The sequence below is a fragment of the Desulfocucumis palustris genome (genome assembly GCF_002933875.1).
Taxonomy (GTDB): domain Bacteria; phylum Bacillota; class Desulfotomaculia; order Desulfotomaculales; family Desulfocucumaceae; genus Desulfocucumis; species Desulfocucumis palustris.
The window spans coordinates 47,725-71,989 of record NZ_BFAV01000150.1 but is presented as its reverse complement, the minus strand read 5'-3'; the positions used below and the strand labels follow the sequence as shown (position 1 = coordinate 71,989).

Below are 24,265 nucleotides of genomic sequence, written 5' to 3'. Positions count from 1 at the left end.
TATAGCCTTATATCATTATATATCTCTTTGGAGCACGGCAGCCACACAATCCTTTTAATTGGCCCGGGGTTTAAAACAAGGAAGACCGGTGCTTAGCCGGTCTTCCTTGTTAATGTATTGGGCCTGCACCCTTCACAGAGTCCAAATATGTTAAGATGATGATTTCCCGTCTTGAATTTGTGCTCCTGGTTCAGCACGCTCTCCAGGGTGCCCGTCAAATCCCGGTCAACTTCAATAACCTTGCCGCAGCGGCTGCATATTAAATGGTGGTGCCGGCCGTCCGGCCCCGGGGGACAATATTCGTAACGCCTGCGGGCGTCCCCAAAATCAATGCTCTGAATTATACCGGAGAGTAGAAATATTTCCAGGGTCCGGTATACCGTGGCCAGCCCCGTATCCGGGGCTTTTTGTTTTACCAGGCGGTATATTTCCTCAGCGCTCAGGTGTTTATCCCTGTTTTCCAGCAGCACTGTCAAAATATGTTTTCTGCGGTCGGTTAATTTATATTCACCGGTTTTCAGCTTTTCTTCCGCATTGGAAATAAGGCTATTCATTATTCACCATCCCTCTTATTCCCAATATAACCAGATCCTAAAAAATATAGTATGGCGCCAGTTTGGACCCCTTTAGGGATATTATCGCCCCTGCCCGGCACGCTTTTTCGCATGCCAGGCAGCCGGCGCAATTTTTCGGGTTAACTATGCGGACATGTTTGTGAAAGATAAAATTGACTTTTCCCAAAACCCCCTTGGGGCAAACAGACACGCATTTCCAGCAGGCTTCACAAAGCCCGGTGTTTATTGCTATATAAGCAGTTGCGTTTTGTCTGTGTCCATGGTGAGGCCTCCTCATTTCACCGCCCCCGTTATTCACTGTTTACCTGGTGATTAATAGTCTTATCACCGGTTCAGGCGCAATTCCGCCTTTATATTCATAAGATGCACCTGATTTAGTTCACCTTTTTTTTCTCCGTCAAGGGTTAAAAGGATTTCTTCCACCTCGTTGTTCTTGTTAATCAAAATATTTAAGCTGCCAGTGGGATTTTCCAGGGCGGAAAATTCTTTCACGGCGCCGTGAAAGTCATGGTGACGGGCCATTTTTTCGTGCTGTAATTTTTCCTGGATAATATTTTTAATATCCTGGCGGATTTCATCAAAATTAAGGGAAAGTAAAATGTTTTTATTCTCCTGTTCCTCAACTTTCAGGCTGTTTAAAATATTTAACAATAATCCGATCCTGCTCAGCTTTTCCTTCATTCCGCAACGTTTTAAGCCTTCCATATGATTAAACTGGTGGCCGTGGCAGTGGTGAAAGCGCATGTGGCTCATAAAGCCGTGGTGGCAGCGTCCCGGTGTGTGCGTGTTAAATTCGGTGCTGCTTTCATGCTTTACTTTCTTTCCCTCATGTTCAAGCTCAAAATTGATTTTTGCCTTTGTCTGTCCATCGGTCATGTTTTTTTCAAACTCATTGTTAAAGTCCAGTATTTTAACCTGGTCCTTCCTTCCCTCCACGCTGATGGCGCCGCTGCAAGAATCCTTTTCTTTCATTGTCATAACCACATCGTACAGAAGCTTGATTTTATTCATTATAACGACCTCCTGTTTTGTTGATGAGGTCATTATAAGGGGTGGTTTTAAACCGGCTTTAAACCATTTATAAAAACTTTATAAAAAAAAATAAAATATTTATACCTATCCGGCGGGGCCGGCTCCCGGGTTTCCCCCGGGATAACATGATGGAAACCGGTGTATGTCATGGTTGACATACCGTAGCCGGTTAATTATATTTAATGTTAACCAGCTGGCCACTGATGGTTAACAATGGGGGTGAGTGATGTCAATTTAACAACAAAACAAATGGCACTGGTGTCCATGTTTGCCGCCCTGACCGCAGTGGGCGCTTTTATAAAGATACCGGTGCCATACATACCTTTTACCCTTCAGTTCTTTTTTGTGATCCTGGCCGGCCTTCTGCTGGGGTCCAGGCTGGGTTTATTGAGCCAGATCATATATATCGCGGTGGGATTATCGGGATTGCCGGTTTTTGCTTCCGGTGGCGGTATAGGTTATGTGGCGCAGCCTACCTTTGGCTACCTGCTTGGATTCGCGGCGGCGGCCTTTGTGGCCGGCCGGATAAATGAAAAGTATTCCAGGGACAGCGCGGCCTTTTACTTTGTTTGCTGCCTGGCGGGATTGGCGCTGGTATATGTTGTGGGGGCGTTGTATTTATATCTGGTTATGAATTACCTTGCCGGCACCGCTTTCACAGTAAAACAAACTCTCTGGTTCGGGGTTGTCATATGTCTGCCCGGGGATTTGCTGCTTTGCGCGGCGGCTTCCTCCCTGGTTCAAAAAGTGGCGAAAAGGGTGCGGCACATTTCCGGCGGGGCGGCATATAAGTGAGCCCCGGATTCGGAAGGGGTTATTCACAGACTTTCAAGGATGGCGTCTCGCAGGCTGTTAGCCGGATAAAGGAGGGAGCGTAAATTGGGCTCGGGGATATTTATAACCGGAACGGATACCGGGGTTGGTAAAACTGTGATTACAGCCGGGCTGATGACCGCCCTGCTAAAAGCGGGCATTGACGCGGCGGCCTTTAAACCGGTTCAAAGCGGAGCAAAGCGAACAGGAAAGGGCCTGGTGTCTCCGGATGCGGCATTTTATCTCAGGGCGGCCGGGGTATCCGCCCGGGAGTCGGATTATAGTCTTTACTGCCTGGAGCAGCCCCTGTCTCCGCACATTGCCGCCGAGCTGGATGGAATAACCATTGTAAAGGAGCCCATCATAAAAAGATGCAGGGAATATCTGGACAGGCACCGGGTGTTGCTGGTGGAGGGAGCGGGAGGGATTTGCGTCCCGCTGAACCGTTCCGGCTTTTTGATGGCCGATCTGGCCCGGGAACTGGATTTTCCCCTGCTGGTGGTGGCCAGGCCCTCCCTGGGCACCATCAACCATACTGTTCTGTCCATAAAATACGCGCAGATGACAGGTTTGAGGGTGGCGGGGTTTATTTTTAATAATTTGCGGCAAGGGGCCGGCTTGATGGAAAAGGATAATGCCGAGATGATTGAATTACTGACCGGTGTTCCCCTGCTGGGAATGGTGCCCCATTTGCCCGGACTGGATGTGGATGGCGGTATTGCCGGTCCCCTGGCGGATACAGTGGGCCAATATTTACAATTAACGGAAATAGGAGGATTGTTTGATGAATGTGCCGGCAGCACAGCTGGAAGAATGGGATAAGGAATATGTCTGGCATCCTTTTACCCAGATGAAGGCTTACCGGAAGGAAAAGCCTTTAATTGTGGAGCGGGGTGAGGGGAGTTATCTCTTTGACATAGAAGGCAACAGATACCTGGACGGCGTTTCCTCCCTCTGGGTCACGGTGCACGGACATAATAACGGCGAGCTTAATAAGGCTATCAAGGGACAGCTTGAAAGGGTGGCTCACAGTACATTGCTGGGGCTGGCCAACGTTCCCTCCATATTGCTTGCCAAAAGGCTGGTGGAGATTACCCCCGGCGGTTTAAATAAAGTTTTCTATTCCGACAGCGGCGCCACATCGGTGGAAATTGCCCTGAAGATGGCGTATCAGTACTGGCGGCAGCAGGGGAATGAGGAGAACCGGAATAAAAGGAAATTCATATCTCTGGTTGAGGCATATCATGGCGACACCATAGGCTCGGTCAGTGTGGGCGGCATGGATTTGTTTCACAGCACCTTCAAGGATCTTCTGTTTGAAACCGTCCATGCTCCGGCGCCCTATTGCTACCGCTGTTACCTTGGCAAACAAAGGGGCGGCTGCCGCCTGGAATGTATGGATGAGGTTGAAAAAATTGTACAAAGGCATCATCAGGAGGTGGCGGGTTTTATCATTGAGCCCCTGGTTCAGGGCGCAGCCGGCATGCTGGTGGCGCCGGAGGGATATTTGTCCGGGGTCAGCCGGTTGTGCAAACAGTATAATATTTTGCTTATTGCCGACGAGGTGGCCGTGGGGTTCGGGAGAACGGGGAAAATGTTCGCCTGCGGGCAGGAGGAGATAGAACCCGATATCCTGTGCCTGGCCAAGGGCATTACCGGGGGATATTTGCCCCTGGCGGTGACCATGACCACCGACCGGGTATATAACGCTTTCCTGGGAGAGATTGAGGAGTTTAAAACCTTTTATCACGGTCACACCTATACCGGAAATCCCCTGGCCTGCGCGGCGGCGCTGGCCAGCCTGGAACTGATGGAAAAGAATAATTTCATGGGCAGGCTCCGGGAAAAGATTGCATTTATTACCGAAAGACTAAAACATTTTTACTCACTGGAGCATGTCGGGGATATACGTCAGAGGGGAATGATGATAGGTATTGAGCTGGTTTTGGACCGGGCAACCAAGGAACCCTATCCTCCCGGCGCCGACCTGGGCCACCGGGTAATACTGGAGGCCAGGAAAAACGGGGTTATCATCAGGCCTTTGGGTAACGTGATTGTCCTTATGCCCGTGCTGTCCATGGGGATGCCGGAATTGGAAGAGCTATTGAATGTCACCTATAACGCCATTAAAAGTATAACCGAAGACTAAAACCTGTGATTTACATAATCCTGTTTAAGGAAGCTTTTGTGCCGGAATGATGAAATGCTCCCGGCACATTGATAATTTCAGCGGGGCAAAAAAAGACCGCGCTTTAATAGCTTGACGGGAACCGTGGATGATTTGTTATTAATAAAAGGTACGCCGGACCGGTGATGGCATATTATGTATTATGCAATACCAAAATCTGTATCGGAAAGGCGCTGATATCAGTATGTCATCCTACATTCGTGTACTGAATGCTTCTCCGGACGCACCTCCTTTGGATGTTTATGTTAATAACAAAGCTGTGGCCAGGGATCTGTCCTACCGGGATTTCACGGAATACTCGTCCTTCGGGCCCGGAGACTATGACGTTAAGGTTTATCGGGCCGGTTCGGAAGACACTCCCCTGGTGGACACGTCACTAAACCTGGCGGACAATTCCATTATTACCCTGGCAACCGCGGGAAAACTGGCCGACATTGAAGTGCTGCCCATTTCAGACAAGCCCGGGTCCATGAATTCGAACAGGGTTAATATTAAATTTGTCCATCTTTCCCCTGACGCCCCCGGCGTGGATGTTACCACTGGCAATGGAACCGTTTTGTTCAGAAATGTTTCTTTTAAAGATATCACTGAATATACCGCCATCAGCCCAGGCACCTACACCTTGCAGTTAAGGGAAGCCGGTTCAAATGATGTGCTATTGACTGTTCCAAACCAGTCATTCTCCGGCGGCAGGGCTTATAGCGCCTACGCCGTGGGGCTGGCCGAAGGAGAGCCTTCGCTGCAGATGCTGACACCCCTGGACGGCAGTTCATACCTGGTAACGGATGGAAACGGGCAGAACGAATCGGTGCTGGATTCCAAGCAGGCCGATGTTAACGGGGACGGGGTTTTGGACACTGTGTCCCTGACCGGAAATAAATCCGGCGGGGAAAGCTCCTTCGCGGACGACATCAGATTGTGCGTGCGGGATGGAAAAACAGGAGGTGATACCTGCGCCGCTCCCCCCTTTAACGCCGGTTATAACGCCAATTTGTTTTTGGGGGATTTTACGGGAGACGATATTTCCGATATTTTGGTCCGCATAGAATCCGGGGGCAGTGGAGGTTATTTGTACGGGTATGTTTATACCATGAGGAATAACAATCTTGTCAAGATTTTCGATAGTGAGGATTTTAATGCGGATAGTCGATATAATGCTGTTTTCAGGGATAATTACAAGGTGGAGGTCACCGGGGCCAATACAAATCAAACCTATACCATTGACCTGAGCGGCCGTAAAAGCGATTATTCCGACATATATGACCAGAATGGCAGATTAAAAAGGCCGGTTACCGGAGAGGTGCTTGGATTGGGCGGCCTCGAACCGGTGGATGTCGACAATAACGGAGATTTTGAGCTTGTCGCCTCTCAAAGGATAATCGGAAGAAATAATGCCGATACCCTGGGTTATCTAAAAACAACTTTGGATTGGAACGGTTCAAAATTTATTAAGAAAAGTGTGGACCCCTAAATTATTAAGCCGGCAGGCTGTCAAATTGAGGATTCCGTCCGTCCCGGCGTGGCGCTGAGGGATTTACTCCGGCACAGCTGAATAGGTTTCCGTCAATATCCGGGCACACATTGGCCTGGTTCAGAAAATACAGCCAAAAACCGGCTGTAATACGTTGGGTATAAGGAAGAAGGTATTCCGTGGCCTTATGGTAATGCAAATCGCTGCTCCTGTCGCTGACAAGGTCAAAAAGGCCGTAACTTACGGAGGCACACTCCTTTAGCCAGCTAATGGGCCGCAGGCCCTTGTTGTAAATTCCTCCTCCGGTTACCGGGTAATCATTCTTTCTTTTCTGAACCCACCTTTCATAGTGGGAATGTCCCAGCCCCACCGAACACCTGGCGTGATGAGGTTCGCAAATATCCTGGAGCAGATGGGTCACCGCCCCTAGAAAAAACATGGCCTTTCCGTAGTGACCCCGCCGCCACATTTTTAATGCCCGGGCGAAGAACCGTTCGAATATTACATTGGCGGCGGCAACACCCGGCAGGCCGGCGCCGGTTCTGACATTGTAAAAATGGTGCAGGCTGCTCCAGCCGCTGTCAGCCCAGCATACTCCAAGATCAATCTCCCTGCCGTAGGCCTCCAGCAGTGCCGATGCCGCGATGTGCCCGTCCGACTCCAGAATCAGCCGGGCTTGCCTGTTGCACATTACATGCGTGGTACAGAACCCCAGGTCCACTGTCAGGGTAATCCTTCCGGTTGCCAGAACATATTGGCATAAAAAATTCAGGGCTGATGTTATCCGTTGTGCGGCTGCCAGTTAAATCTCCCCCCTGTGGCGTAAATATTTAAGCCGGGGGTATCATAGCACGTTATTGTCAAATTTCTTCATTTTTTTCTTTAAAATTAGGTTCTTTTTTAGTTTGGAAAAATATTATGCTCCTTAATTGAAACGGCAGCAATTGAGAATCCGGCGGTGCAGGGCGCCGCCCCTGCACCAGGTTGTTTTTTTCTCTCTCACAGCCCTTTTTATTTTTTCAAAATCAGGGCCGTTCCCGGCGGGTATGATATTATATAGCCTTCCCAACTGCAGCCAGTGGTGGGCGTCGCTCCCGGCCACCACCGCAACCCCTGCCTCCCTGGCCTGATGGTGGACATAACCTGCTTTGGACAATTCTCCGGCATTGATTTCAAGGGCGTCAAGCCTCTTGAGAAGAGGCCCCATTTTCCACAATACCTTTTTGGCCCTGCAGGGATGCGCGCCGATACGTAAAAATCCCAGGTCCTCGCTGGCGTCCAGCAGATCCTTAAAGGGGGGAAGGTTATTCCCGTCCAGGCGGCCAAGCCTGCTTTCAAGCTGTTTAAGCCCTTGGGCGGAACCAATCAGTAAAATATCTCCCCCCTCGGCTATGGTCACTTCCGCTCCGGTCAGAAGGCGCATTCCTTTCCAGCAGAGATTGCCGGACCCGTTTAAGCCCAACTTTATGAGGCATTCCACAATATCCCAGAAATCGTGCGCGTCCATGTGCTCCGTAACGGCCAGCACATCGAGGCCCAGGCCTTTTGCGGCGTTCAGACGCCTGATAAGCTGCGGCCGCCTGAATTTTCCCCCGGCCAGCAGCTTAACGTGACAGTGAAACTCAGCCTTTAAAAAGTCCATTAAAACCCTCCGTAAATTTATCATCGGACAACGGGCGTCTACTAAATATATATAATGCCGGGATGTCAAAACAGTGTTATATTTATAATAAATGATTATTAAGACAATGGGTAAGGGTTGCAAATTTAACCCGGAGTGTAAAAAAAGATTAATCAGGCAACATTTAATATTTATTTTAACTATTGTTAAAAAGTATTTAAATTTAGCCCTATAAAATTATGACGAGGAGGTTGATATTTTGGACGCCAGGAGCTTTAAGATTATGTTGTGTGATGATTCGATACTTGTACGGAAAAAACTTAAAGAAAGCATTGAAAAATGCGGAAGTTTCACTATCCTGGAAGCTTCCGACGGGCAGGTCGCCGTGGATATGTACAGGGAACACCGGCCCCATTTGGTGTTTATGGACATAGTCATGCCTTCCCGGGACGGCATTGACGCCCTGCGGGAGATAAAGGAGTACGACGGCGAGGCCAGGGTTGTAATGCTTTCTTCCTCCGGCACAAGGTCCAACCTGGCCAAGGCCGTGGAAGCGGGAGCTTTGGATTTTATTCAAAAGCCCTGGGAGCAGGCACAGATTATTTCCATTATCGCCAGAGTCGTAAGGGAAAGAGAGGTCCAAAATGTTTAGCGGATATTTTGGCAATTATTTATTAAACCGGGGACTGCTCACCCTGGAGCAATTAAAGGACGCCCTTGATTTGCAAAACTCCGTTCACTTAAAACTGGGTGTGCTGGCCGTAAACGCCGGTTATATGACCCCCGCCCAGGTTTATGAAATACACCAATTACAGCAAAAGGCTGATAAAAAATTCGGTGAGCTGGCCATTCAGTCAGGTTATCTGGACGGGGAAAAACTTGAAAGCCTCCTGGCAACCCAGAAACAGGGGCACCTGCTACTGGGACAGGCCCTGGTGGATAGGAACTACCTTTCCCTGGAACAGCTTCTGGAAGCCTTTGAAGCTTATAAAAGGGATTGCAGGCTCTCGGACAAGCAGTTCCAGGCCCTGCTGCAGGGGGATACGGATGAGATTGTCAAAGCCCTGGTGGATTTAGGGGACTCCCCCCTGGGAAACGTTTATTCGGGCTACATTTCTTTACTGGTCAGAAATGTGGTCAGGTTTTTGGGGGAAAGCCCCAGGCTGCAGGACAACCCGACTTTGCCGGATTATTCGGATAAAATGCTTGCCTGCCAGGAAATAGGCGGTCCCTTTTATATGTTTACAGCCATGGCCGCCGGCAGAGATACATATCTGGATATTGCCGGAAGGTATGCCGGAGAAAAATTCGTGGATGACAGCGAACTTGCCCGGGCCTCCTTCGGGGAATTTCTAAATTTACATAATGGCATATTCCTGGTTAATATGTCCAACTGCGGTACCGAACTGGAAATGAAGCCCCAGGAAGTGCATAACGGACAGGTTCCAACGGGCCTGCGGGGAGGCCGGAGCATTTCATTGCACCTGTCGAAAGGAAAGTTTGAGCTCATACTGCACGGTAAAGGGCTATAATCAAAATTGCCACGGTTTAAAGTCCCGGCCCGGCGGCCTTGAAGCAATACCGGCGGCTCCAACAATATTATAATCCATAAACTGATTAAACCCGGCCAATATAAATGTTATATGGGCCGGGTTAACTTTTTGATTTTTGACCGGGGTCATCTTTTAACCGTTTCCGGCATTTTCGCCATACCTGCAGGAATAAATCCGGGATGAGTCTTACGAAGTTTTGCACTGTGAAATACGGGTTTTATTTTAATAAGAATCATGCCTTGTCCCAGGTTTGCTCCAGGGTGAAATTAATTGTCGAAAACTCGCGTTGGAAAAACCAGGAGTCATTTTTTTTAGCTGGTTTCCGGCAGGGGCAAGATTTCACGGGGTTCCGTGAGCATAATTTTCTTCGGCTTGGAAGTTGTTAAAATAAAAATTCAAAATTGAGTAAATATTTGAAGGATTTTTTATATTTCTGTTAAATACAATAAGTAGCAAATTATGAAAATATTGTTTCATCTGGTGAAACTTACTGGGGGGGTGATGCTGTTGAACGATTTGGAGTCATCAACGGGGGGCAAATATGCTTCAGGCGTGAGGGCGGTGGAGCGGGCCGCGGATATTTTGCTTGCCCTGGGAAAAGGAGATAAAACCCTGACTGAAATCAGCGCGGGTTTGAACCTGAATAAAACAACGGTGTACAGGCTCCTTGGCACGCTGCAAAAAAAGGATTTTGTCCTCAGGGACCCGGAAACCGGCAAATATTACCTGCACTGGGGCTTGATCGGACTGTTCAGCGCAGGACAGGAACAGGCCCAGGGGTTGGTGCAGAATGCCTTTCCCTTTATGGAAAAACTTTGGAAGCTGACCGGTGAAACGGTCACCCTGTACATCAAAAAGGGCTATGACCGGATATGTGTATCGGAAATAGTCAGCGAGCATCCGCTGAAGTTTTCAGTGGGAGTGGGAACGGTGGTGCCGATAAACGCCTATTCCGGTTCCCCTGGAAAATTGTTTCTGGCCTACATGACCAGGGAGGAAGTGACGGATATTTTAAATCATGAAAAGACAAGCCATGGTTTTAAAGTCACTGATCAGGGCTTGCTGCTAAAGGAACTGGGGGAAATAAAGCAAAGGGGGTGGGCTGTCAGTTACGGGGAAAGGATCAAAGGGGGCTCCAGCCTGTCTGTTCCCGTATGGAATGGATACGGGGATGTGATAGCTTCTCTGAACATACTGGGGCCCTATGCCAGGCTGAACGAAGATGTTTTATTAGGGTACCTTGACTTGTTGAAAGAGTGCGCCCGGGCCGCTTCCGTTCGACTTGGCGGTTCACCGGACAAAATCTGGGGAGGTGGTGAAGAGCATAACCTTTTTTATGTAAAGAGATAGACGTCTGTGAAATTACTGGGTTTGTATTGTTTAAAAAGCCAACTTTTTCGGGGGACAATATTTTATCGGGAGGGAACAATAATGTTTAGTGCAAGAAAGTTTAACCTTTGTGCCGTGGCGCTGCTTATTGCCCTGTTATCCCTGATCCTGGTCGCGGCGGGTTGCGGCGGAAGCGGCGGCCAAGGCGGAAGCGGTGAGCAAGGCGGAGCCGCCAAGGTTGAGAGAATTTCCGTTGCCACCGGCGGTACGGGCGGCACTTATTACCCCTATGGCGGGGGAATGGTGGGCATCATCAACAGCAAGGCCGAGAACGTTGAAGCCACCGCCGAGGTAACCGGGGCCTCTGTTGAAAACGCCAGGCTGCTGGACAGCGGAGAGGCGCAAATGGGCCTGTTGATGAACGACGTGGTGTACCAGGCCTACAAGGGTGAAAACCAGTTTGATAAACCCATTGAATTGCGCACCTTCATGGGCATGTACGCCAATATCATGCATGTTGTCACCCTTGCCGACGGCAGCGCCAAAAGTATTGCGGATATTAAGGGCAAAAAAGTTTCCGTGGGCGCTCCGGGCAGCGGCACCGAAAACATGTCCAACCAGATTTTTGAGTCCCTGGGCATTAAATACGACGACTTCCAGGTGATGCGGCTGTCCTTCTCGGAAAATACCGAAGCCCTGCGGGACCACGTAATTGACGTGGGCGTCTGGTCAGTGGGCGCTCCCACCTCCTCCATCATGGACCTGGCCACAACACATAAAATCCGCATCCTACCCTTCACCGATCAGGAAATGGCCAAGATTACCGAAAAATACCCCTACTATAATGCCACGGTTATTCCCGCCGGCACCTATTCCGGAATCGACCAGGACGTTCATACCCCCGCTGTTTGGAACAGCGTTGTGGTGCACAAGAGCATGTCCGAGGAACTGGCCTATAAACTGGCCAAAGCCCTGTTCGAAAATAACGCCGACCTGGTGGCCGTTTACGCCGGCGCCAAGGAAAGCACCCCTGAAAACACCATCGCCAGCGCCGTTGTGCCCCTGCACCCCGGTGTCATAAAGTACTTCAAGGAAAAGGGAATTGACGTTCCGGACAACCTGGTTCCTCCTGAAATGAAGTAAATGAAGAATGCTTTGCATTTAAACCGGCCTTCAGAAAAAAAGTGTTCTGGGCCGGTTCTCCTCCTTTTTTTGGTGGCGGTGATTTTAATTGTTACCGCGGTCCTGGCCCGGGGGATGTTGAGCCGGACAGTTCTGGTGGTCCGGGATGCCAAAACGGGCCAGTCCCTGGAAATAGGCCCCGTGGACCAGGGGGAATCCTTTGAACTTCATTACATTCACTCGGTGGATAAATTGCCCGTTCGCGATTTTTTCCTTTGTCGAAACGGCGGTCTGGTTTTGGAACAGACCAGGTGCCTTTCCTTCGGAGCGGGCCTGGGCTATGCCGGGCAAGGCGAACTGAAAGGCGAAAAGGGCTGGAATATTATAGACAATATGGATAGGAAGGTGGGAACCCTGCCCCTTCGGGTGGGCACCATAGCGGACCATAAAATAATATACAGGGGCAGGGAGTTTCATCTGGCGCAATTTTTTGCGCCCAAGTCACTGGTACTGATAGGTGTTGAACACAGATGGCGTTTTTAAGGGGGGGCATATACAATGACCAATGACATTGGCGGTAAAGCAAATGACGCGTCGCGCAATAAAAAACTCACCTCTGCCTTGATAGTAATTACTGCCCTGGCTTTGACCTTTTTCCACCTGTATACTGCCGGAGTTTCCATGTTTGGCGCCTGGATTCAGCGGGATATACATTTGACCCTGATTCTGGTGATAGTTTTTCTGCTTTTTCCCATGAGGCGCAGGGGAGACATGGAAAAAGCGTCTATAATCGACTACTGCCTGGTGGTTCTCGCCCTGGCGTCCGGGGCATATATTGTCCTTTTTTACCAGGATATAGTGATGAGGGCCGGCGCGGCCAGCACCACCGACATTGTTTTCGGCGGAATTATGATTCTGCTTATATTGGAGGCCACCCGCAGGGCCACGGGCTGGGTGCTGGTTTGCATAGCCGGCGTATTTTTGCTGTACAATTTTATCGGCCCTTACATACCGGGTCTGCTGGGGCACAAGGGCTACTCCCTGAGCCGCCTGATTTCCCAGCTGTATCTCACCACCGAGGGTATTTTCGGCGTGCCCCTGGGTGTGTCGGCAAGTTATATATTCCTGTTCATATTCCTTACTTCCATGCTGGAAAAGCTGGGGATGGGGCAGTTCCTGCTGCGCCTGGCCATGGCCTTAATGGGCAGGTTTACGGGCGGGCCGGCCAAGGTTGCGGTGCTGGCCAGCGGTTTCATGGGCTCCATTAACGGCAGCGCGGTGGCCAATGTGGTGGGTACGGGCACATTTACAATTCCCCTGATGAAAAGCAACGGTTATAAACCGCACTTCGCGGGAGCGGTGGAGGCCTGCGCTTCCTCCGGCGGGCAGCTGATGCCCCCCATAATGGGCGCCGCTGCGTTTATTATCGCGGAGTTTCTGGGTATTCCCTATATCAACGTGGTGGTTGCGGCAATTATCCCGGCGGCGCTTTATTACCTCTGTGTTCTTTTTGGAGTCCATTTTGAAGCCAGCAAACTTGGCCTGAGGGGGCTGCCCAGGAAGGAACTGCCCTCGGCCAGGGCGGTGCTGAAAGAGGGCTGGTATTTTCTGATTCCCCTAGGGGTGCTTATATTTTTCCTGGCGGTGTTGCAGTATACTCCCATCAGGTCAGGTTTTTACGCCATTATAAGTATGTTCCTGGTATCCCTTGTCAACAAGGACAGCCGTATCAACATCGAACGTTTTAAAGACGGCGCGGTGATAGCCGCCCACAACACCGTCACCGTGGCGCTGGCCTGTGCCGCCGCCGGACTGGTGATTGGCAGCATTAACCTCACGGGGGCGGGCCTGAAGATCTCAGCGGCCATTGTGGCGGCCTCCAGCGGCGTTCTCTGGCTGGCCCTGCTGCTGACCGCCCTGGTGGCGCTGCTCATGGGCATGGGGCTGCCCACAACCGCGGCGTATATTGTTACCGGAACCATGGCCGCTCCCGCCCTGGTAAACCTCGGGGTACTTCCGCTGGGAGCCCATATGTTTGTGTTCTACTTTGCCATCATATCCGCCATTACCCCCCCGGTGGCCCTGGCGGCATATGCGGCAGCGGGCATAGCCAAGGATGATCCCATGAGGATCGGCTTTACCTCCTGCAGGCTTGGCCTGTCGGCTTTCATCGTGCCCTTTTTGTTTGCCATGGAGCCCGCCCTGATTGGTGTGGGGGACACCATGCACATTGCCTGGTCCTTTACAACCGCGCTGATCGGCGTGATGGCGCTGGCGGGTGGCAATATCGGTTATGTTGTCACCAAAACATACTGGTGGGAAAGGGTTCTGCTGATTGGCGGGGCGCTGTTGTCCATGCACCCGGGGGTTTACACCGATATTGCCGGTATTTTAATGATAGCCGCAGCCCTGGCAGCCAACTTTACCAGGGGCAGAAAAGCAAATGCGGCGGTTCTGCCGGAGATTAACGGTTGATTGGCAGGGTCGAAAAGCTCATTTACAGGGGAGGATACGGGTTTTGACTGAAAATAATACCGGGAATAAACAGATGACCTTAAAAGACGCCATAGGGAAATTTGTGAAAGACGGCTGCAGCATCACTTTCGGAGGATTTATCGGCAGGGATTGCGTGGCCGCGGTGCATGAAATAATCAGGCAGGGCATTAAAGAGCTCACGGTTATTGATGACAGCAAAACCGATATGATGGATTTGCTGGTGGGCGCCGGGGTGGTAAAAAGATGGGAGGGAGCCTACCTTGGCTACGGGGCCATCGGATTGGCGCCCAATATCAGGCGGTCGGTGGAAGAAGGCATTCCCTCAAAGATTGAAGTGGAAGACTGGTCCAATGCGGGGGTCAGCATGCGCTATCTGGCCGGCAGCCTGAACGTGCCCTTTATGGCCACCAGGTCGATGCTGGGAACCGACATTATAAAGTACAACCGGCGGATTAAGGTCATTAACGATCCCTTTGAGGGAGAACCGGTGGCCCTGGTGCCGGCGGCTCATCCGGACGTGGCCGTTATTCATGTGCAGCGGGCGGACGCCATGGGCAACGCCCAGGTATGGGGTTTCACCGGTAATGATGAAAACAAGGCCCGGGCCGCCAGGCATACCATAATTACTTGTGAGGAAATGGTGTCCACGGATGAAATAAGACGCCGGGGCAACATGACATTGATTCCCTTTTATTGCGTGGATGCCGTGGTTCAGGTGCCTTACGGCTGTCATCCCCAGTCCTGTTACGGCTATTACGCTTACGATGTGCTGTTTTGCGGGGATTATCACCAGGCGGCCAAGGACAGGGAAGAATTTATGCGCTGGCTGGACCGTTACGTTTTTACTTCAAAAGACCATGCGGCTTACTGTGAAAAGGTTGGCTGGGGCCGGCTGCAAAGTCTGATGACAATGGAACGCCATTTCAACCGTATCCCGGGTTAAGGAGGTTGCAGAATGGATAATCAGAGATATACGGCTTCAGAACTGATGGCTATAATGACCGCCAAGGAATTCAGGGACTGGGAAGTGGCCTTCGTGGGAATAGGCATTCCCCTGGTAGCCGGCATAACCGCCAAGCGTTTTCACGCGCCAAACCTGAATATAGTCTATGAATCCGGCTGCATCGGGCCTCAAAAATACAGGGTTGATTTCAACGTGGGAGATTCCTCGGCTGCCGACGGGGCCCTTTGCCTTACCTCCGAATGGCGGGTTTTCAGCGACATGCAGTGCGGATATTATGACGTGGGCGTCCTGGGCGCCGCCCAGGTGGACAAGTTTGGCAACCTGAACACAACGGCAATTTTTGGAGACCGGGATTACTGCTTGCCCCTGGTTCGCCTGCCGGGCAGCGGCGGCGGCAACGATATAGGTTCCAATATCGGCCGGGTGGTGGTGATGCTCAGGCTGGAGCCCCTGCGTTTTGTGGAAAAGGTTGATTACATCACTACTCCGGGCTTTCTGGACGGGACGCCGGAGGCCAGGAAAAGGGCGGGCCTTCCGGGCAGCGGACCCGTGGCCGTGGTCACCGACAAGGCGCTTTTCAGATTTGATTCCTCAACCCGGGAAATGTACCTGGATACCATTTATCCGGGTGTGGACGCCGGTGAAGTAAAATCAATGGTGGGCTGGGAAATTAAAATAGCGGCGGAGCTCAAGGTGGCCCCGGAACCTGAAGACCGGGAGCTTGCCGCTGTGCGGGCGGCGGATCCCGCCAATCTGATCATGGGTGGCGCCGCGGCGCGCAAAAGCCTGGCCAGCCTCGACGAATACATTGATTTGACAATAAGAAATTCCGGTAGGTTCTGAAATAGTTACCATAGCAGGAAAATGACGAAATATGTCGATAAAATTTGCCACTAAATGCAGAAATTTGATTTTTTGTGGAGGAAATGCCGTTTTTTCATTGAAAAAAACAAAAAGGATGTGGAAATGAAAAACAATACGCAGGCGCGGCGGATATTGTCCCGCGCGCGGAAAGGTGTGATAGGGTGAACAGCATTAAAAGCAAGCTGATTGTCATTATTGTTGCGGTGCTGGTACTGGGGCTGGGGGGAATATCCCTGCTTAGCTATCAGAAGACCAAGGAGATTCTTTTGGGCAATGTTGAGCAGTCCATGGTTTCCCAGGCGATATCCTCCGGCAGTGAGATCAGCCTGTGGCTGGAGGCCCGGAAGTCCGAAGTGGCCATGCTGGCCAACTCCCCCATCATTTTAAAGGGCGGCAGGGAGGAAATCATTTCCTATATGGCGGGGGAGGTTAAAAGAAACAGTTATTATGAGACTCTTTATGTTTCGGATAAAACCGGAGCCTACTTTAACTCCAATGGAAAAACCTCCAGCGTGGCGGACAGGGATTATTTTAAGCAGGCAATGTCCACCGGGGAGATTGCTGTTTCGGATCCGGTAATATCCAAAACCACGGGCAGCACCATAGTGGTGGTGGCGGTTCCCATTATCAGGAACGGTGTGGCTGACGGAATTGTGGGCGGCACCGTGATGGTAAAAAGCCTGGTGGACAAAATCAATTCCATCAAGGTGGGTGAAACCGGCTACGCTTACATGATGCAAAAGGACGGGACAATTATCGCCCACCCGGACAAGGAACTGGTGATGAAATACAACCCCCTGAAGGAAGAAGGCGCGGATCCGAAGCTGGTGGAGGCCGCCCAAAGAATGACCGGGGGTGAAACGGGGATTATCCTTTATAATTACGATAATATGGATAAATTCACGGCCTTTGCCCCGGTGCCGGGGATGAACTGGTCCCTGGCGGTAACCGCCCCGGTGGCGGAGCTTTCGTCCCAGCTTGCCTCGCTGCCCGTCACCAGCGCGGTGACCGCCCTGGTGTTCATCGCGGTTATCGGGGCGTTCTCGGGTGTGCTGATGTCCAGGATGACCGGAAGTCTGCGCCAGCTGGCGGATGAGGCTGTCAGGATAGGCGACGGCGACCTTACCAGGGATATAGCAATAAAATCCGGTGATGAGATAGGGCAGTTGGCCGGCACTTTCAACACGATGCAGGAAAAACTCAAGAAAATCACCGGGCAGTTTCAGGAAAAATCCCGGGCGCTGGCCATGTCCTCCGGCGAACTTTCAACGGTGGCTGAAAATGTTACCGCCGGGGCCACCGAAACCGCCTCCACCGCGAGCGAGATGGCTGCCACGGTGGAGCATGTGGCCGCCAGCGTCCAGCAAATAGCCGACTCCTCGGTCCGGGCGGCGAGCTACGCGGAGGAGGGCAACAGGGGAATACAGGGCATCACCGAGCAAATGTCGGCCATACAGAAGGCCACCGCGGCCAGCGGAGAAATTATCAACGGGCTGAACGAATCTTCGGTGAAGATTTCCCAGATAGTGGAGCTGATTACCCAGATTGCCGAGCAGACCAACCTGCTGGCCCTAAACGCGGCCATTGAGGCGGCCAGGGCCGGGGAGCAGGGCCGCGGGTTCGCGGTGGTGGCCGAGGAGGTAAGGAAGCTGGCCGAGCAGTCCGCCGGGGCGGCAAAGGAGATTTACACCCTCATTACGGCCATACAGGAGGAGTCCGGGAGAGCCGTCCGGAGCATGAAAGAAGGTTCCGAGCAGGTGGAGGCCGGAACCACGGTGGTACGGGACGTGGGCGGTACGCTGGAAAAGATTATTACCGCCGTGCGGGAATTGGCCGGCGATATCCACTCCGTGGCCGAAGCGGCGGAGGAGATTTCCTCGGCTGTGCGGGACGTTGCCGCGGCGGCGGAGGAGCAGACCGCCACCATGGAAGAGGTATCCTCAATCACCCAGAGCCTGGCGGGATTATCCGACGAACTGGAGAATTTATCCAGGCAGTTTAGGTTGAAATAGTCATAAGGGAAAAAGCCGTTAAGTTATGACCGCCGGGTGAAGCCGGCGGTTTAATTTTTGCGCCGGTATGAAATTATATTGTAGTGGGCAAAATTACCGGGTAATGGAGGAGGGACTATGTCGCTGGAAGAATGGGTTCAATACGGGTCAATGGTAATAGCGGTCACGGCATTAATAATAAAAAGAACGGGTATGAAAGAATTCGTGCCTGTTGGGCTGTTTGCCAGCTTTTACGCCAATCTCTGGTGCATTGTGGCGGCAACGTATCACTTGTGGCATTTTCCGTCGAGAATAATTACGGCTTTGGAGGATATTTCCGTTCCGGCTAATTTCGTGGTTGTCCCCATTATGGCCATGTTTTGGGTGAGATATTGTCCGTTGCGTTTGAGGGAAAAACTATTATGGGCCTTCATAGCCACCGGCGTTTTAACTCTCACGGAGTTCTTATTAGAGAAATATAGCGATGTTTTAATGTACCAGGGAGGATATAACTGGTATCATTCTTATTTGTTGTGGTTTTTTAGCTGGTTTGTCTGGTATGGCTTCCACATATGGATAAATAATGGCAGGAGGGATATGGACAGCCTTTTTAAATGAAAATCTAAGAAGCGCCTACCGTGTTATTATTTGCGGGCTGCCCGTATAGCTTGTTAACAAGCCGGACCCACCAGGGACGGGAAACAACCGCAGGTTCCTCCATGGCCGGAGCATCCTGGGCCCATGTTTTTTCAGGCAGCAGTTCTGCCAGCGCATCTTTTTTTATTTCCAGAAAACGGGCGTAACTTCGAATAAAGTGTATTGCGTAAACAACTTCCATGAGTTCCTCAAGGCTGTTGTTTTCCATGGCCATCAGGTATTTAACCCTGATTTTTGTGATCTTCTCAACATCCTGGAAGGTCAGTCCTTTCTTTTCCCGCTCCTGCTTTAACAATGTTCCCGCGTTTATTGCAATCACCCCTTTAAAGTAAGGGTACACGCCTTCCCGGGTTGATATATTCCACCGATTTTAACAACTTGGCGAAGGAATGCCCCAAATTATTAAAGCCTTTCTTCCCATGATGAAAGAAAGGCTTTTTTGCATGCATAATATGTCACAGCAACCTGGCAGTCATAGCATAAAACAAGCCTTAGACCCATGGCTTTGCGTCCCCGTCTTTCGACGAGTTTGCCTTTTTTTCTTGTCCAAATAATATTATAACATAAAAATTTTGAATTAAAAGTCGTATTTTGGTTATTTTGTCAAAATCTTTTTACAATAATGATGCTATTATCATTTGCTGCACGTTATCAGTGCCTCCCACAATGCTGCATACCTTGGCATCCCGGAAATAGAGGCTCAGAAGGCTTTCCTCCGTGTATCCAAAAGCCCCCATGATATCTATGGCCCGGGCGGTAACCGACTGCCCGACTTGGCCGGCAAATAATTTGGCCATGGAAGAGGCCCTGGTGTAATCCCCTTCCTGATCTATCAGCGAACATGCCCTCCATACCATGAAGCGGGCGGCATCAATGGAAGTTGCCATTTGCGCCAGGGGAAAGGACACCCCCTGGTTGGAAAAGATGGGTCTGCCAAACTGCTGCCGCTCCTGGGCATAGGCCAGCACCAGCTCGTGAGCGGCCCGGGCTATGCCCACCTCGATGGCCCCGATCAGAGAGCGGCCCAGGTCCAGGGTATGGTTTAACAGCAGATAGGCGCTGTCCGCGTCTCCCACAATGTCGTCCCCGGACACCCGGGCATTTTGAAAGTGCAACTGAGCCGTGTTGGCATATCTGATTCCAAGGGTCTTCCGGTTTTTTACCAGGTCAATCTGCTCCCGGGGCACCACAAAAAACTGGCAGGCCGCCCCCCGGCTTTTGCCCGGGTTGGTGCATACCGTGACAAAATTGGCAACGGCGCCGTTAACAACATAATCTTTTGTGCCCTGGATGTAATAATACCCGTCCCTGAACTGCGCGGTGGTTTCCATTCTTTCAATGTCGGAGCCTCCCTTCGGCTCTGTCAGGGCAAAGGAGGCCAGAGCCGGTTTCTTTTCGGCGAACATTGGGAGAAGACGTCTTTTTTGCTCCTGGCTGCCTGCGATTATTATGGGCAGCAGGCCGTGCATTGTCCCCACCATGCAGGCCGCCAGCCCCGCGCAGGCCGCGGCGATTTCCTCGATTACCAGGGCGGTGCTTACGTAATCAAGTCCCAGCCCCCCGTATTCTTTGGGAAGCAAGGGGGCTATGAGGTTATGTCCGGCCAGCGTCCTGATATAGTTCCAATTAAAGGTATCATCGTTTTTCCGGTCCATTTTCAGAACGGTGGGACATATCTCCTCCCGCATTAAAGAACGCACCGATTCCACCAATTCCACCTGTTTTTGAGTCATCTCGAATTCTATCACAGGCTCACTCCTCTCTACGGGATTTTAGCCAGCGGATGTAGTCAATCACGGACTTGCGGTCTTCTTTGGGCAAATCGTTTAATTCCATCATGATCTGCAGCAATTCTTTGACCTCGTTGTACCCGGCTTCCGGAGGGTGTAAATCCATATCAATGGGCAGGGAAAAATAATCCATGGGTTTGCCCAGGGCATCGGCTATTTTTTGCAGCTGCGGAAGGTATACCCGGCGCTTGCCCTTTTCGTAATTGGAAAGGGTGGCCTGGGATATGCCCAGCATATCCGCCAGCTCCGTCTGGTTTAAGCCTGCTTCTTCTCTGGCAATGGTAATTCTGTACCCTATTTCCTTGTACTTCATACTGTTCTCCATTCAAAGAAATGTACATAGATTAGTATATATAATAAATATTACACTGAGTTCTATGCATTAACAAGCTGGAATTGTCCGGATGACCCGGGTAATGTGCGGGAACGCTTTGTAATATATATTAATAATCATTTCAGTTCCCGGGTGTTCCGGCCTGCCTGGTAAAAGGGGGCAAGGCCCGAAATAGCCTTGACTTGATAATGGCCCCACCCTATAATTAAATAAAGGTTAAGTAATAAATATAACTATTTATTACACGGAACTATTTCAATATTAGGAGGTCAAAATCATGTCATTTCCTGACAGAAATAATCCCTATAATTTCGACGAGTATCTTCAATGGCGGGAAAGTGTTGATTATTATGCCGATGACCCCTTTATCCAAAAGGTGGTCAAACACTTTACCGGTCCGGAATGGCAAATTGTGGACCGGGAGGCCCGCTCCGTTTCCCGCAAAGCTTCTTTTCGCTGGAGGAAAATGGCGGATGACATCGCCTGTCCTGAGAAGCGGCCTTACATGGTTCACTACGACGGTCATAAACACAGGATCGACCGCATTGTTCGCCCTGTGGAGACACAGATTATGGAAAAGGAAATTTTCTCCGAGGGCATTTTTTCCAGCAGCACGTCTCCATGGGTTAAACTGGTGAAAATGTATATAATCTACCAGAACGGAGAAGCCTGCGTAGCCTGCCCGCTTACCTGCACCGAGGGCATGGTGGAGATATTGAAAAAAAATGCCGGCACCGAGGAAACCCGGCAAATTCTCCGTCATTGCCGGGAAGGAATAGATGGAGACTTTGCCATCGGGGCGCAGTACCTTTCGGAAATTCAAGGCGGCTCGGATGTTCCGGCCAATGTGCTGGAGGCGGTTCAGGAGGAAGGACAGTGGAGGTTGTACGGGGGTAAGTTTTTCTGCTCCGCCACCCATGCCGACTACGCCATGGTTACCGCCAAGCCGGTTGGTTCGGAGAAGGTCGCTCTTTTCGTGGTGCCGTCCTGGCTGCCTGGAAACAAGGAAAAGGAAATTCGCAACGGCTACACCATTGACCGCATTAAGTGGAAAATGGGCACCAGCGAGCTGACCACCGCCGAACTCACTTTTAACGGCGCGCTGGCGTATCAGGTGGGACCCCTGGAACGGGGACTGGCCAATGTGGTAGGCGTGGTGCTGACCTATTCAAGGCTGACCGTGGGCCTTTCTGCGGCCGGTTTTATGACCCGGGCAACCAGGGAAGCCAAAAAATACGTGGAATTCCGTGAAGCCTTCGGCAGCAAAATAAGTCAGTTTCCATTGGTGGCCGGTCAGTTGCAAAAGATTGACCGTTTGACAAAACAGACTGTGGCCGGCGCCTTTAAAGTATATCATCAGTTTTTGCAATTGGAGGAGGAGTTGCGGGGAGGCCTGGCCGGTGATGACAGCGGGAAAAGAAGACAGTTCGATATCCGGGAGCTGATTATGCTGCAAAAGATTGCGGCCTCCTGGGATTGCACGGACGTCATCCGCCTGGCCATGTCCCTGTTCGGCGGCCACGGGGTTATGGAGGATTTTTCAGCCCTGCCCAGGCTATATCGTGATTCCGCGGTAAACGAGCTGTGGGAGGGTCCCCGTAATGTTCTGCTCATGCAGATATTTCGGGATCTTCAAAGGGCGGCCGGCTGGTACCGGCCCGGAGATTTTGTGGCCAATATACTAAAGGGCTCGGAAGAATCGGTTATTGAAAAATTCCAGGCGGAAATCAGCCAATTGCTGGCCTGTTCCCAGTCCCGGGCCGATGAACATTCCATGGAAATATATCAGCGCTGGGATAATTTCTGCCAGGATCTATTTCACCAGTATCAGTTAAACGCCCTCAATGAGGTGGAGCGGAGCCTTTAATGGCAGGGCCGGTCACTGTGGCAGGTAATTTTAAAATCTGTAATGCCGTGCGGGAACAACAGCTTAAAAGGAGGATTGCACGTGAATAGCAAAATTAACATCGGGGGTATGCTGGCCAACCGTGCTTATTTATCGCCCGAATTAGAGTGCTTTGTGGGGGAGGGAGTCCGCTATACCTTTAAACAGGCCAACCAGAGAGTCAATCAATTAACCCATTATCTAAAGGGCAAAGCAATTTATCCCGGGGACCGGGTGGCCATCCTTGGCAAAAACAGGCACCAGTACGTGACTTCTATTTTCGCCATAGCAAAGGCGGACGCCGTCACGGTGCCGCTGAACTGGAGGCTTCATCCCGCGGAGATGGAATACATACTGAACAATAGCGGAACGGCCTGCATTATTTATGATGAGGAATTCGCGCCGGTGATCGACCAACTCCGCTCCCAAACCGGGGTGCGTGAATTCATCCGCATCGGCGGCCGGGGCGGGGACACCGGCTTTGAGGAAGCCCTGGCCGGGAGTCCCGATGGCGAGCCTTTATTTGTATCCGGTGACCAGGATACGGCTATCATTATGTACACTTCCGGAACCACCGGCAAACCCAAGGGGGCTATGCTGACTCACAGCAACCTGTTTTTTGTCACGGCGGGACACTGTCATACCATCAACTGGAAATACAAGGACCGTTTTCTTTCCATCGCCCCGCTTTTTCACATCGGGGGACTTGCTCCAATGATAACCAATATACACTGCGGGACCACCACCGTATTTTTAGCTGATTTCGATCCGTTCAAGGTATGGGAACTGGTGGAAAAGGAGCGCATCACCCACATGATGACTGTGCCTCTAATGACTGCGGCCATGCTTAAGGTTCCCGGCCTGGGGCAAAAAAATCTGTCCTCGCTGGAGCATATTGTCTGCGGGGGCTCCATGGTGCCGGAGGGTATATTTACAGAATACCGCAAACTGGGAATAGAGGTGGAAAATGTGCTGGGCACCACCGAATATGCGGGCGCGGTGACATTCTGGACGCACGATATGGGCTGGGATAAGCACACCTCGGTGGGCAAACCGGTTTTTCACGGCGATGTAAAAATAGTTGACCCGGAAACCCGCATCGAATTGCCAAACGGTCAAATCGGCGAGATATGCATCATGGGGCCCCAGCTCTTTAAGGGATATTGGAACAACTCCGAAGCCACGGACGCTGTTCTGGCCGGCGGCTGCTACTATTCCGGCGACCTGGGGCTAAAGGATGAACAGGGATTTATTTATGTGGTTGACCGCCTTAAGGATATGATTATCAGCGGGGGAGAAAACATTTACCCCGCCGAACTGGAGGCCGTTATCGCCGGGCATCCCGGGGTTGCCGAGGTGGCTGTGGTGGGCAAAAAAGATCAAAAATGGGGAGAGATTCCCGTGGCCTTTGTGGTAAAATCAGCCGGGTCGGAGCTTACCGAAAATGACGTTATGGGAATTTGCCTGGACAGGCTGGCCAGGTTCAAGTCTGTAAAAGAGGTGGTTTTTCTGGACTCCCTCCCCAGGAACGGGGTGGGTAAATTGATGAAGCACATGCTCCGGGATCGTTTAAATTAAAG

The 24,265-nt window shown here is 51.1% G+C and carries 24 protein-coding genes and 1 riboswitch; of the genes, 16 read left to right on the top strand and 8 right to left on the bottom strand.

The window, feature by feature from the left end; translation table 11 throughout:
* Positions 1–92 precede the first annotated feature (92 nt).
* From DCCM_RS13650 to DCCM_RS13640, 3 genes are read right to left on the bottom strand one after another with little or no spacing between them, the layout of a single operon-like run.
* On the bottom strand, positions 93–554 hold the full coding sequence (locus tag DCCM_RS13650; RefSeq protein WP_104372938.1) for a Fur family transcriptional regulator: 462 nt from the start codon (positions 552–554) through the stop codon (positions 93–95).
* 37 nt (positions 555–591) lie between these two features.
* The gene (locus DCCM_RS13645; RefSeq protein WP_104372937.1) at positions 592–852 is read right to left on the bottom strand and encodes a 4Fe-4S dicluster domain-containing protein; all 261 of its coding nucleotides are present in this window, start codon (positions 850–852) and stop codon (positions 592–594) included.
* A 47-nt stretch (positions 853–899) separates the two neighbouring features.
* A complete protein-coding gene (locus tag DCCM_RS13640) occupies positions 900–1,586 on the bottom strand; it encodes a hypothetical protein (protein WP_104372936.1) in 687 nt (228 codons plus the stop codon).
* 234 nt (positions 1,587–1,820) lie between these two features.
* On the opposite strand from DCCM_RS13640, the gene DCCM_RS13635 reads away from it, so the two are divergent.
* From DCCM_RS13635 to DCCM_RS19315, 4 genes are all read left to right on the top strand, one after another.
* Complete coding sequence (locus DCCM_RS13635) at positions 1,821–2,402, top strand: biotin transporter BioY (protein ID WP_104372935.1); 582 nt, start codon at positions 1,821–1,823, stop codon at positions 2,400–2,402.
* An 84-nt stretch (positions 2,403–2,486) separates the two neighbouring features.
* Complete coding sequence (bioD, locus tag DCCM_RS13630) at positions 2,487–3,242, top strand: dethiobiotin synthase (RefSeq protein ID WP_104372934.1); 756 nt, start codon at positions 2,487–2,489, stop codon at positions 3,240–3,242.
* Entirely contained in the window at positions 3,205–4,569 is a 1,365-nt protein-coding gene (gene bioA, locus DCCM_RS13625; RefSeq protein WP_104372933.1) for an adenosylmethionine--8-amino-7-oxononanoate transaminase, read from the top strand. The genes bioD and bioA overlap by 38 nt, the downstream gene beginning before the upstream one ends.
* A gap of 223 nt (positions 4,570–4,792) precedes the next feature.
* Positions 4,793–6,079, top strand: coding sequence for a DUF4397 domain-containing protein (locus tag DCCM_RS19315; RefSeq protein WP_231702774.1), 1,287 nt, complete (start codon positions 4,793–4,795; stop codon positions 6,077–6,079).
* Positions 6,080–6,083: 4 nt separating this feature from the next.
* Here the strand turns inward: DCCM_RS19315 and DCCM_RS13615 are convergent, their stop codons facing one another.
* Together DCCM_RS13615 and DCCM_RS13610 are read right to left on the bottom strand one after the other, a co-directional pair.
* Positions 6,084–6,800: a zinc dependent phospholipase C family protein gene (locus tag DCCM_RS13615; protein WP_104372932.1), complete on the bottom strand. Its 717-nt coding sequence runs from the start codon at positions 6,798–6,800 to the stop codon at positions 6,084–6,086.
* A 204-nt stretch (positions 6,801–7,004) separates the two neighbouring features.
* Positions 7,005–7,721: a PHP-associated domain-containing protein gene (locus tag DCCM_RS13610; protein ID WP_165792166.1), complete on the bottom strand. Its 717-nt coding sequence runs from the start codon at positions 7,719–7,721 to the stop codon at positions 7,005–7,007.
* Between the two features lie 238 nt (positions 7,722–7,959).
* On the opposite strand from DCCM_RS13610, the gene DCCM_RS13605 reads away from it, so the two are divergent.
* From DCCM_RS13605 to DCCM_RS13560, 10 genes are all read left to right on the top strand, one after another.
* Positions 7,960–8,352, top strand: a complete 393-nt coding sequence (locus tag DCCM_RS13605) for a response regulator (protein ID WP_307718818.1) — start codon at positions 7,960–7,962, stop codon at positions 8,350–8,352.
* Entirely contained in the window at positions 8,345–9,232 is an 888-nt protein-coding gene (locus DCCM_RS13600) for a cyclic di-GMP-binding domain-containing protein, MshE-related (protein ID WP_104372930.1), read from the top strand. Before DCCM_RS13605 ends, DCCM_RS13600 begins: the two co-directional genes overlap by 8 nt.
* Positions 9,233–9,760: 528 nt before the next feature.
* Entirely contained in the window at positions 9,761–10,603 is an 843-nt protein-coding gene (locus DCCM_RS13595) for an IclR family transcriptional regulator (RefSeq protein ID WP_165792165.1), read from the top strand.
* 81 nt (positions 10,604–10,684) lie between these two features.
* Positions 10,685–11,725 (top strand): TAXI family TRAP transporter solute-binding subunit, encoded by a 1,041-nt coding sequence (locus DCCM_RS13590; RefSeq protein ID WP_104372928.1) that lies wholly within the window; start codon positions 10,685–10,687, stop codon positions 11,723–11,725.
* A 78-nt stretch (positions 11,726–11,803) separates the two neighbouring features.
* Positions 11,804–12,247 carry a DUF1850 domain-containing protein gene (locus tag DCCM_RS13585; protein ID WP_165792164.1) on the top strand — a complete coding sequence of 148 codons (444 nt, stop codon included), beginning with the start codon at positions 11,804–11,806 and terminating at the stop codon, positions 12,245–12,247.
* 15 nt (positions 12,248–12,262) lie between these two features.
* Entirely contained in the window at positions 12,263–14,179 is a 1,917-nt protein-coding gene (locus tag DCCM_RS13580; RefSeq protein WP_104372926.1) for a TRAP transporter permease, read from the top strand.
* Positions 14,180–14,222: 43 nt separating this feature from the next.
* The gene (locus tag DCCM_RS13575) at positions 14,223–15,143 is read left to right on the top strand and encodes a CoA transferase subunit A (protein WP_104372925.1); all 921 of its coding nucleotides are present in this window, start codon (positions 14,223–14,225) and stop codon (positions 15,141–15,143) included.
* Between the two features lie 12 nt (positions 15,144–15,155).
* Positions 15,156–16,007: a CoA-transferase subunit beta gene (locus DCCM_RS13570; protein ID WP_104372924.1), complete on the top strand. Its 852-nt coding sequence runs from the start codon at positions 15,156–15,158 to the stop codon at positions 16,005–16,007.
* Between the two features lie 182 nt (positions 16,008–16,189).
* Positions 16,190–18,040, top strand: a complete 1,851-nt coding sequence (locus DCCM_RS13565; RefSeq protein ID WP_104372923.1) for a methyl-accepting chemotaxis protein — start codon at positions 16,190–16,192, stop codon at positions 18,038–18,040.
* Positions 18,041–18,157: 117 nt separating this feature from the next.
* Positions 18,158–18,637 carry a CBO0543 family protein gene (locus tag DCCM_RS13560; protein ID WP_104372922.1) on the top strand — a complete coding sequence of 160 codons (480 nt, stop codon included), beginning with the start codon at positions 18,158–18,160 and terminating at the stop codon, positions 18,635–18,637.
* Between the two features lie 4 nt (positions 18,638–18,641).
* Here DCCM_RS13560 and DCCM_RS13555 read toward each other — a convergent pair whose 3' ends face one another.
* The 3 genes from DCCM_RS13555 to DCCM_RS13545 all read right to left on the bottom strand — a co-directional run bounded on the left by DCCM_RS13555 (position 18,642) and on the right by DCCM_RS13545 (position 20,779).
* Positions 18,642–19,016 carry a helix-turn-helix domain-containing protein gene (locus DCCM_RS13555; protein ID WP_165792163.1) on the bottom strand — a complete coding sequence of 125 codons (375 nt, stop codon included), beginning with the start codon at positions 19,014–19,016 and terminating at the stop codon, positions 18,642–18,644.
* A gap of 116 nt (positions 19,017–19,132) precedes the next feature.
* Positions 19,133–19,220: riboswitch (cyclic di-GMP riboswitch) on the bottom strand.
* A 70-nt stretch (positions 19,221–19,290) separates the two neighbouring features.
* Complete coding sequence (locus DCCM_RS13550) at positions 19,291–20,424, bottom strand: acyl-CoA dehydrogenase family protein (protein WP_104372920.1); 1,134 nt, start codon at positions 20,422–20,424, stop codon at positions 19,291–19,293.
* Between the two features lie 4 nt (positions 20,425–20,428).
* On the bottom strand, positions 20,429–20,779 hold the full coding sequence (locus tag DCCM_RS13545; protein WP_104372919.1) for a helix-turn-helix domain-containing protein: 351 nt from the start codon (positions 20,777–20,779) through the stop codon (positions 20,429–20,431).
* A gap of 298 nt (positions 20,780–21,077) precedes the next feature.
* Between DCCM_RS13545 and DCCM_RS13540 the strand changes: the two genes are divergently transcribed.
* Both DCCM_RS13540 and DCCM_RS13535 read left to right on the top strand, forming a co-directional pair.
* The gene (locus DCCM_RS13540; protein WP_104372918.1) at positions 21,078–22,667 is read left to right on the top strand and encodes an acyl-CoA dehydrogenase family protein; all 1,590 of its coding nucleotides are present in this window, start codon (positions 21,078–21,080) and stop codon (positions 22,665–22,667) included.
* A gap of 81 nt (positions 22,668–22,748) precedes the next feature.
* The gene (locus DCCM_RS13535; protein ID WP_207655605.1) at positions 22,749–24,263 is read left to right on the top strand and encodes a class I adenylate-forming enzyme family protein; all 1,515 of its coding nucleotides are present in this window, start codon (positions 22,749–22,751) and stop codon (positions 24,261–24,263) included.
* The last annotated feature ends 2 nt before the right edge of the window (positions 24,264–24,265 follow it).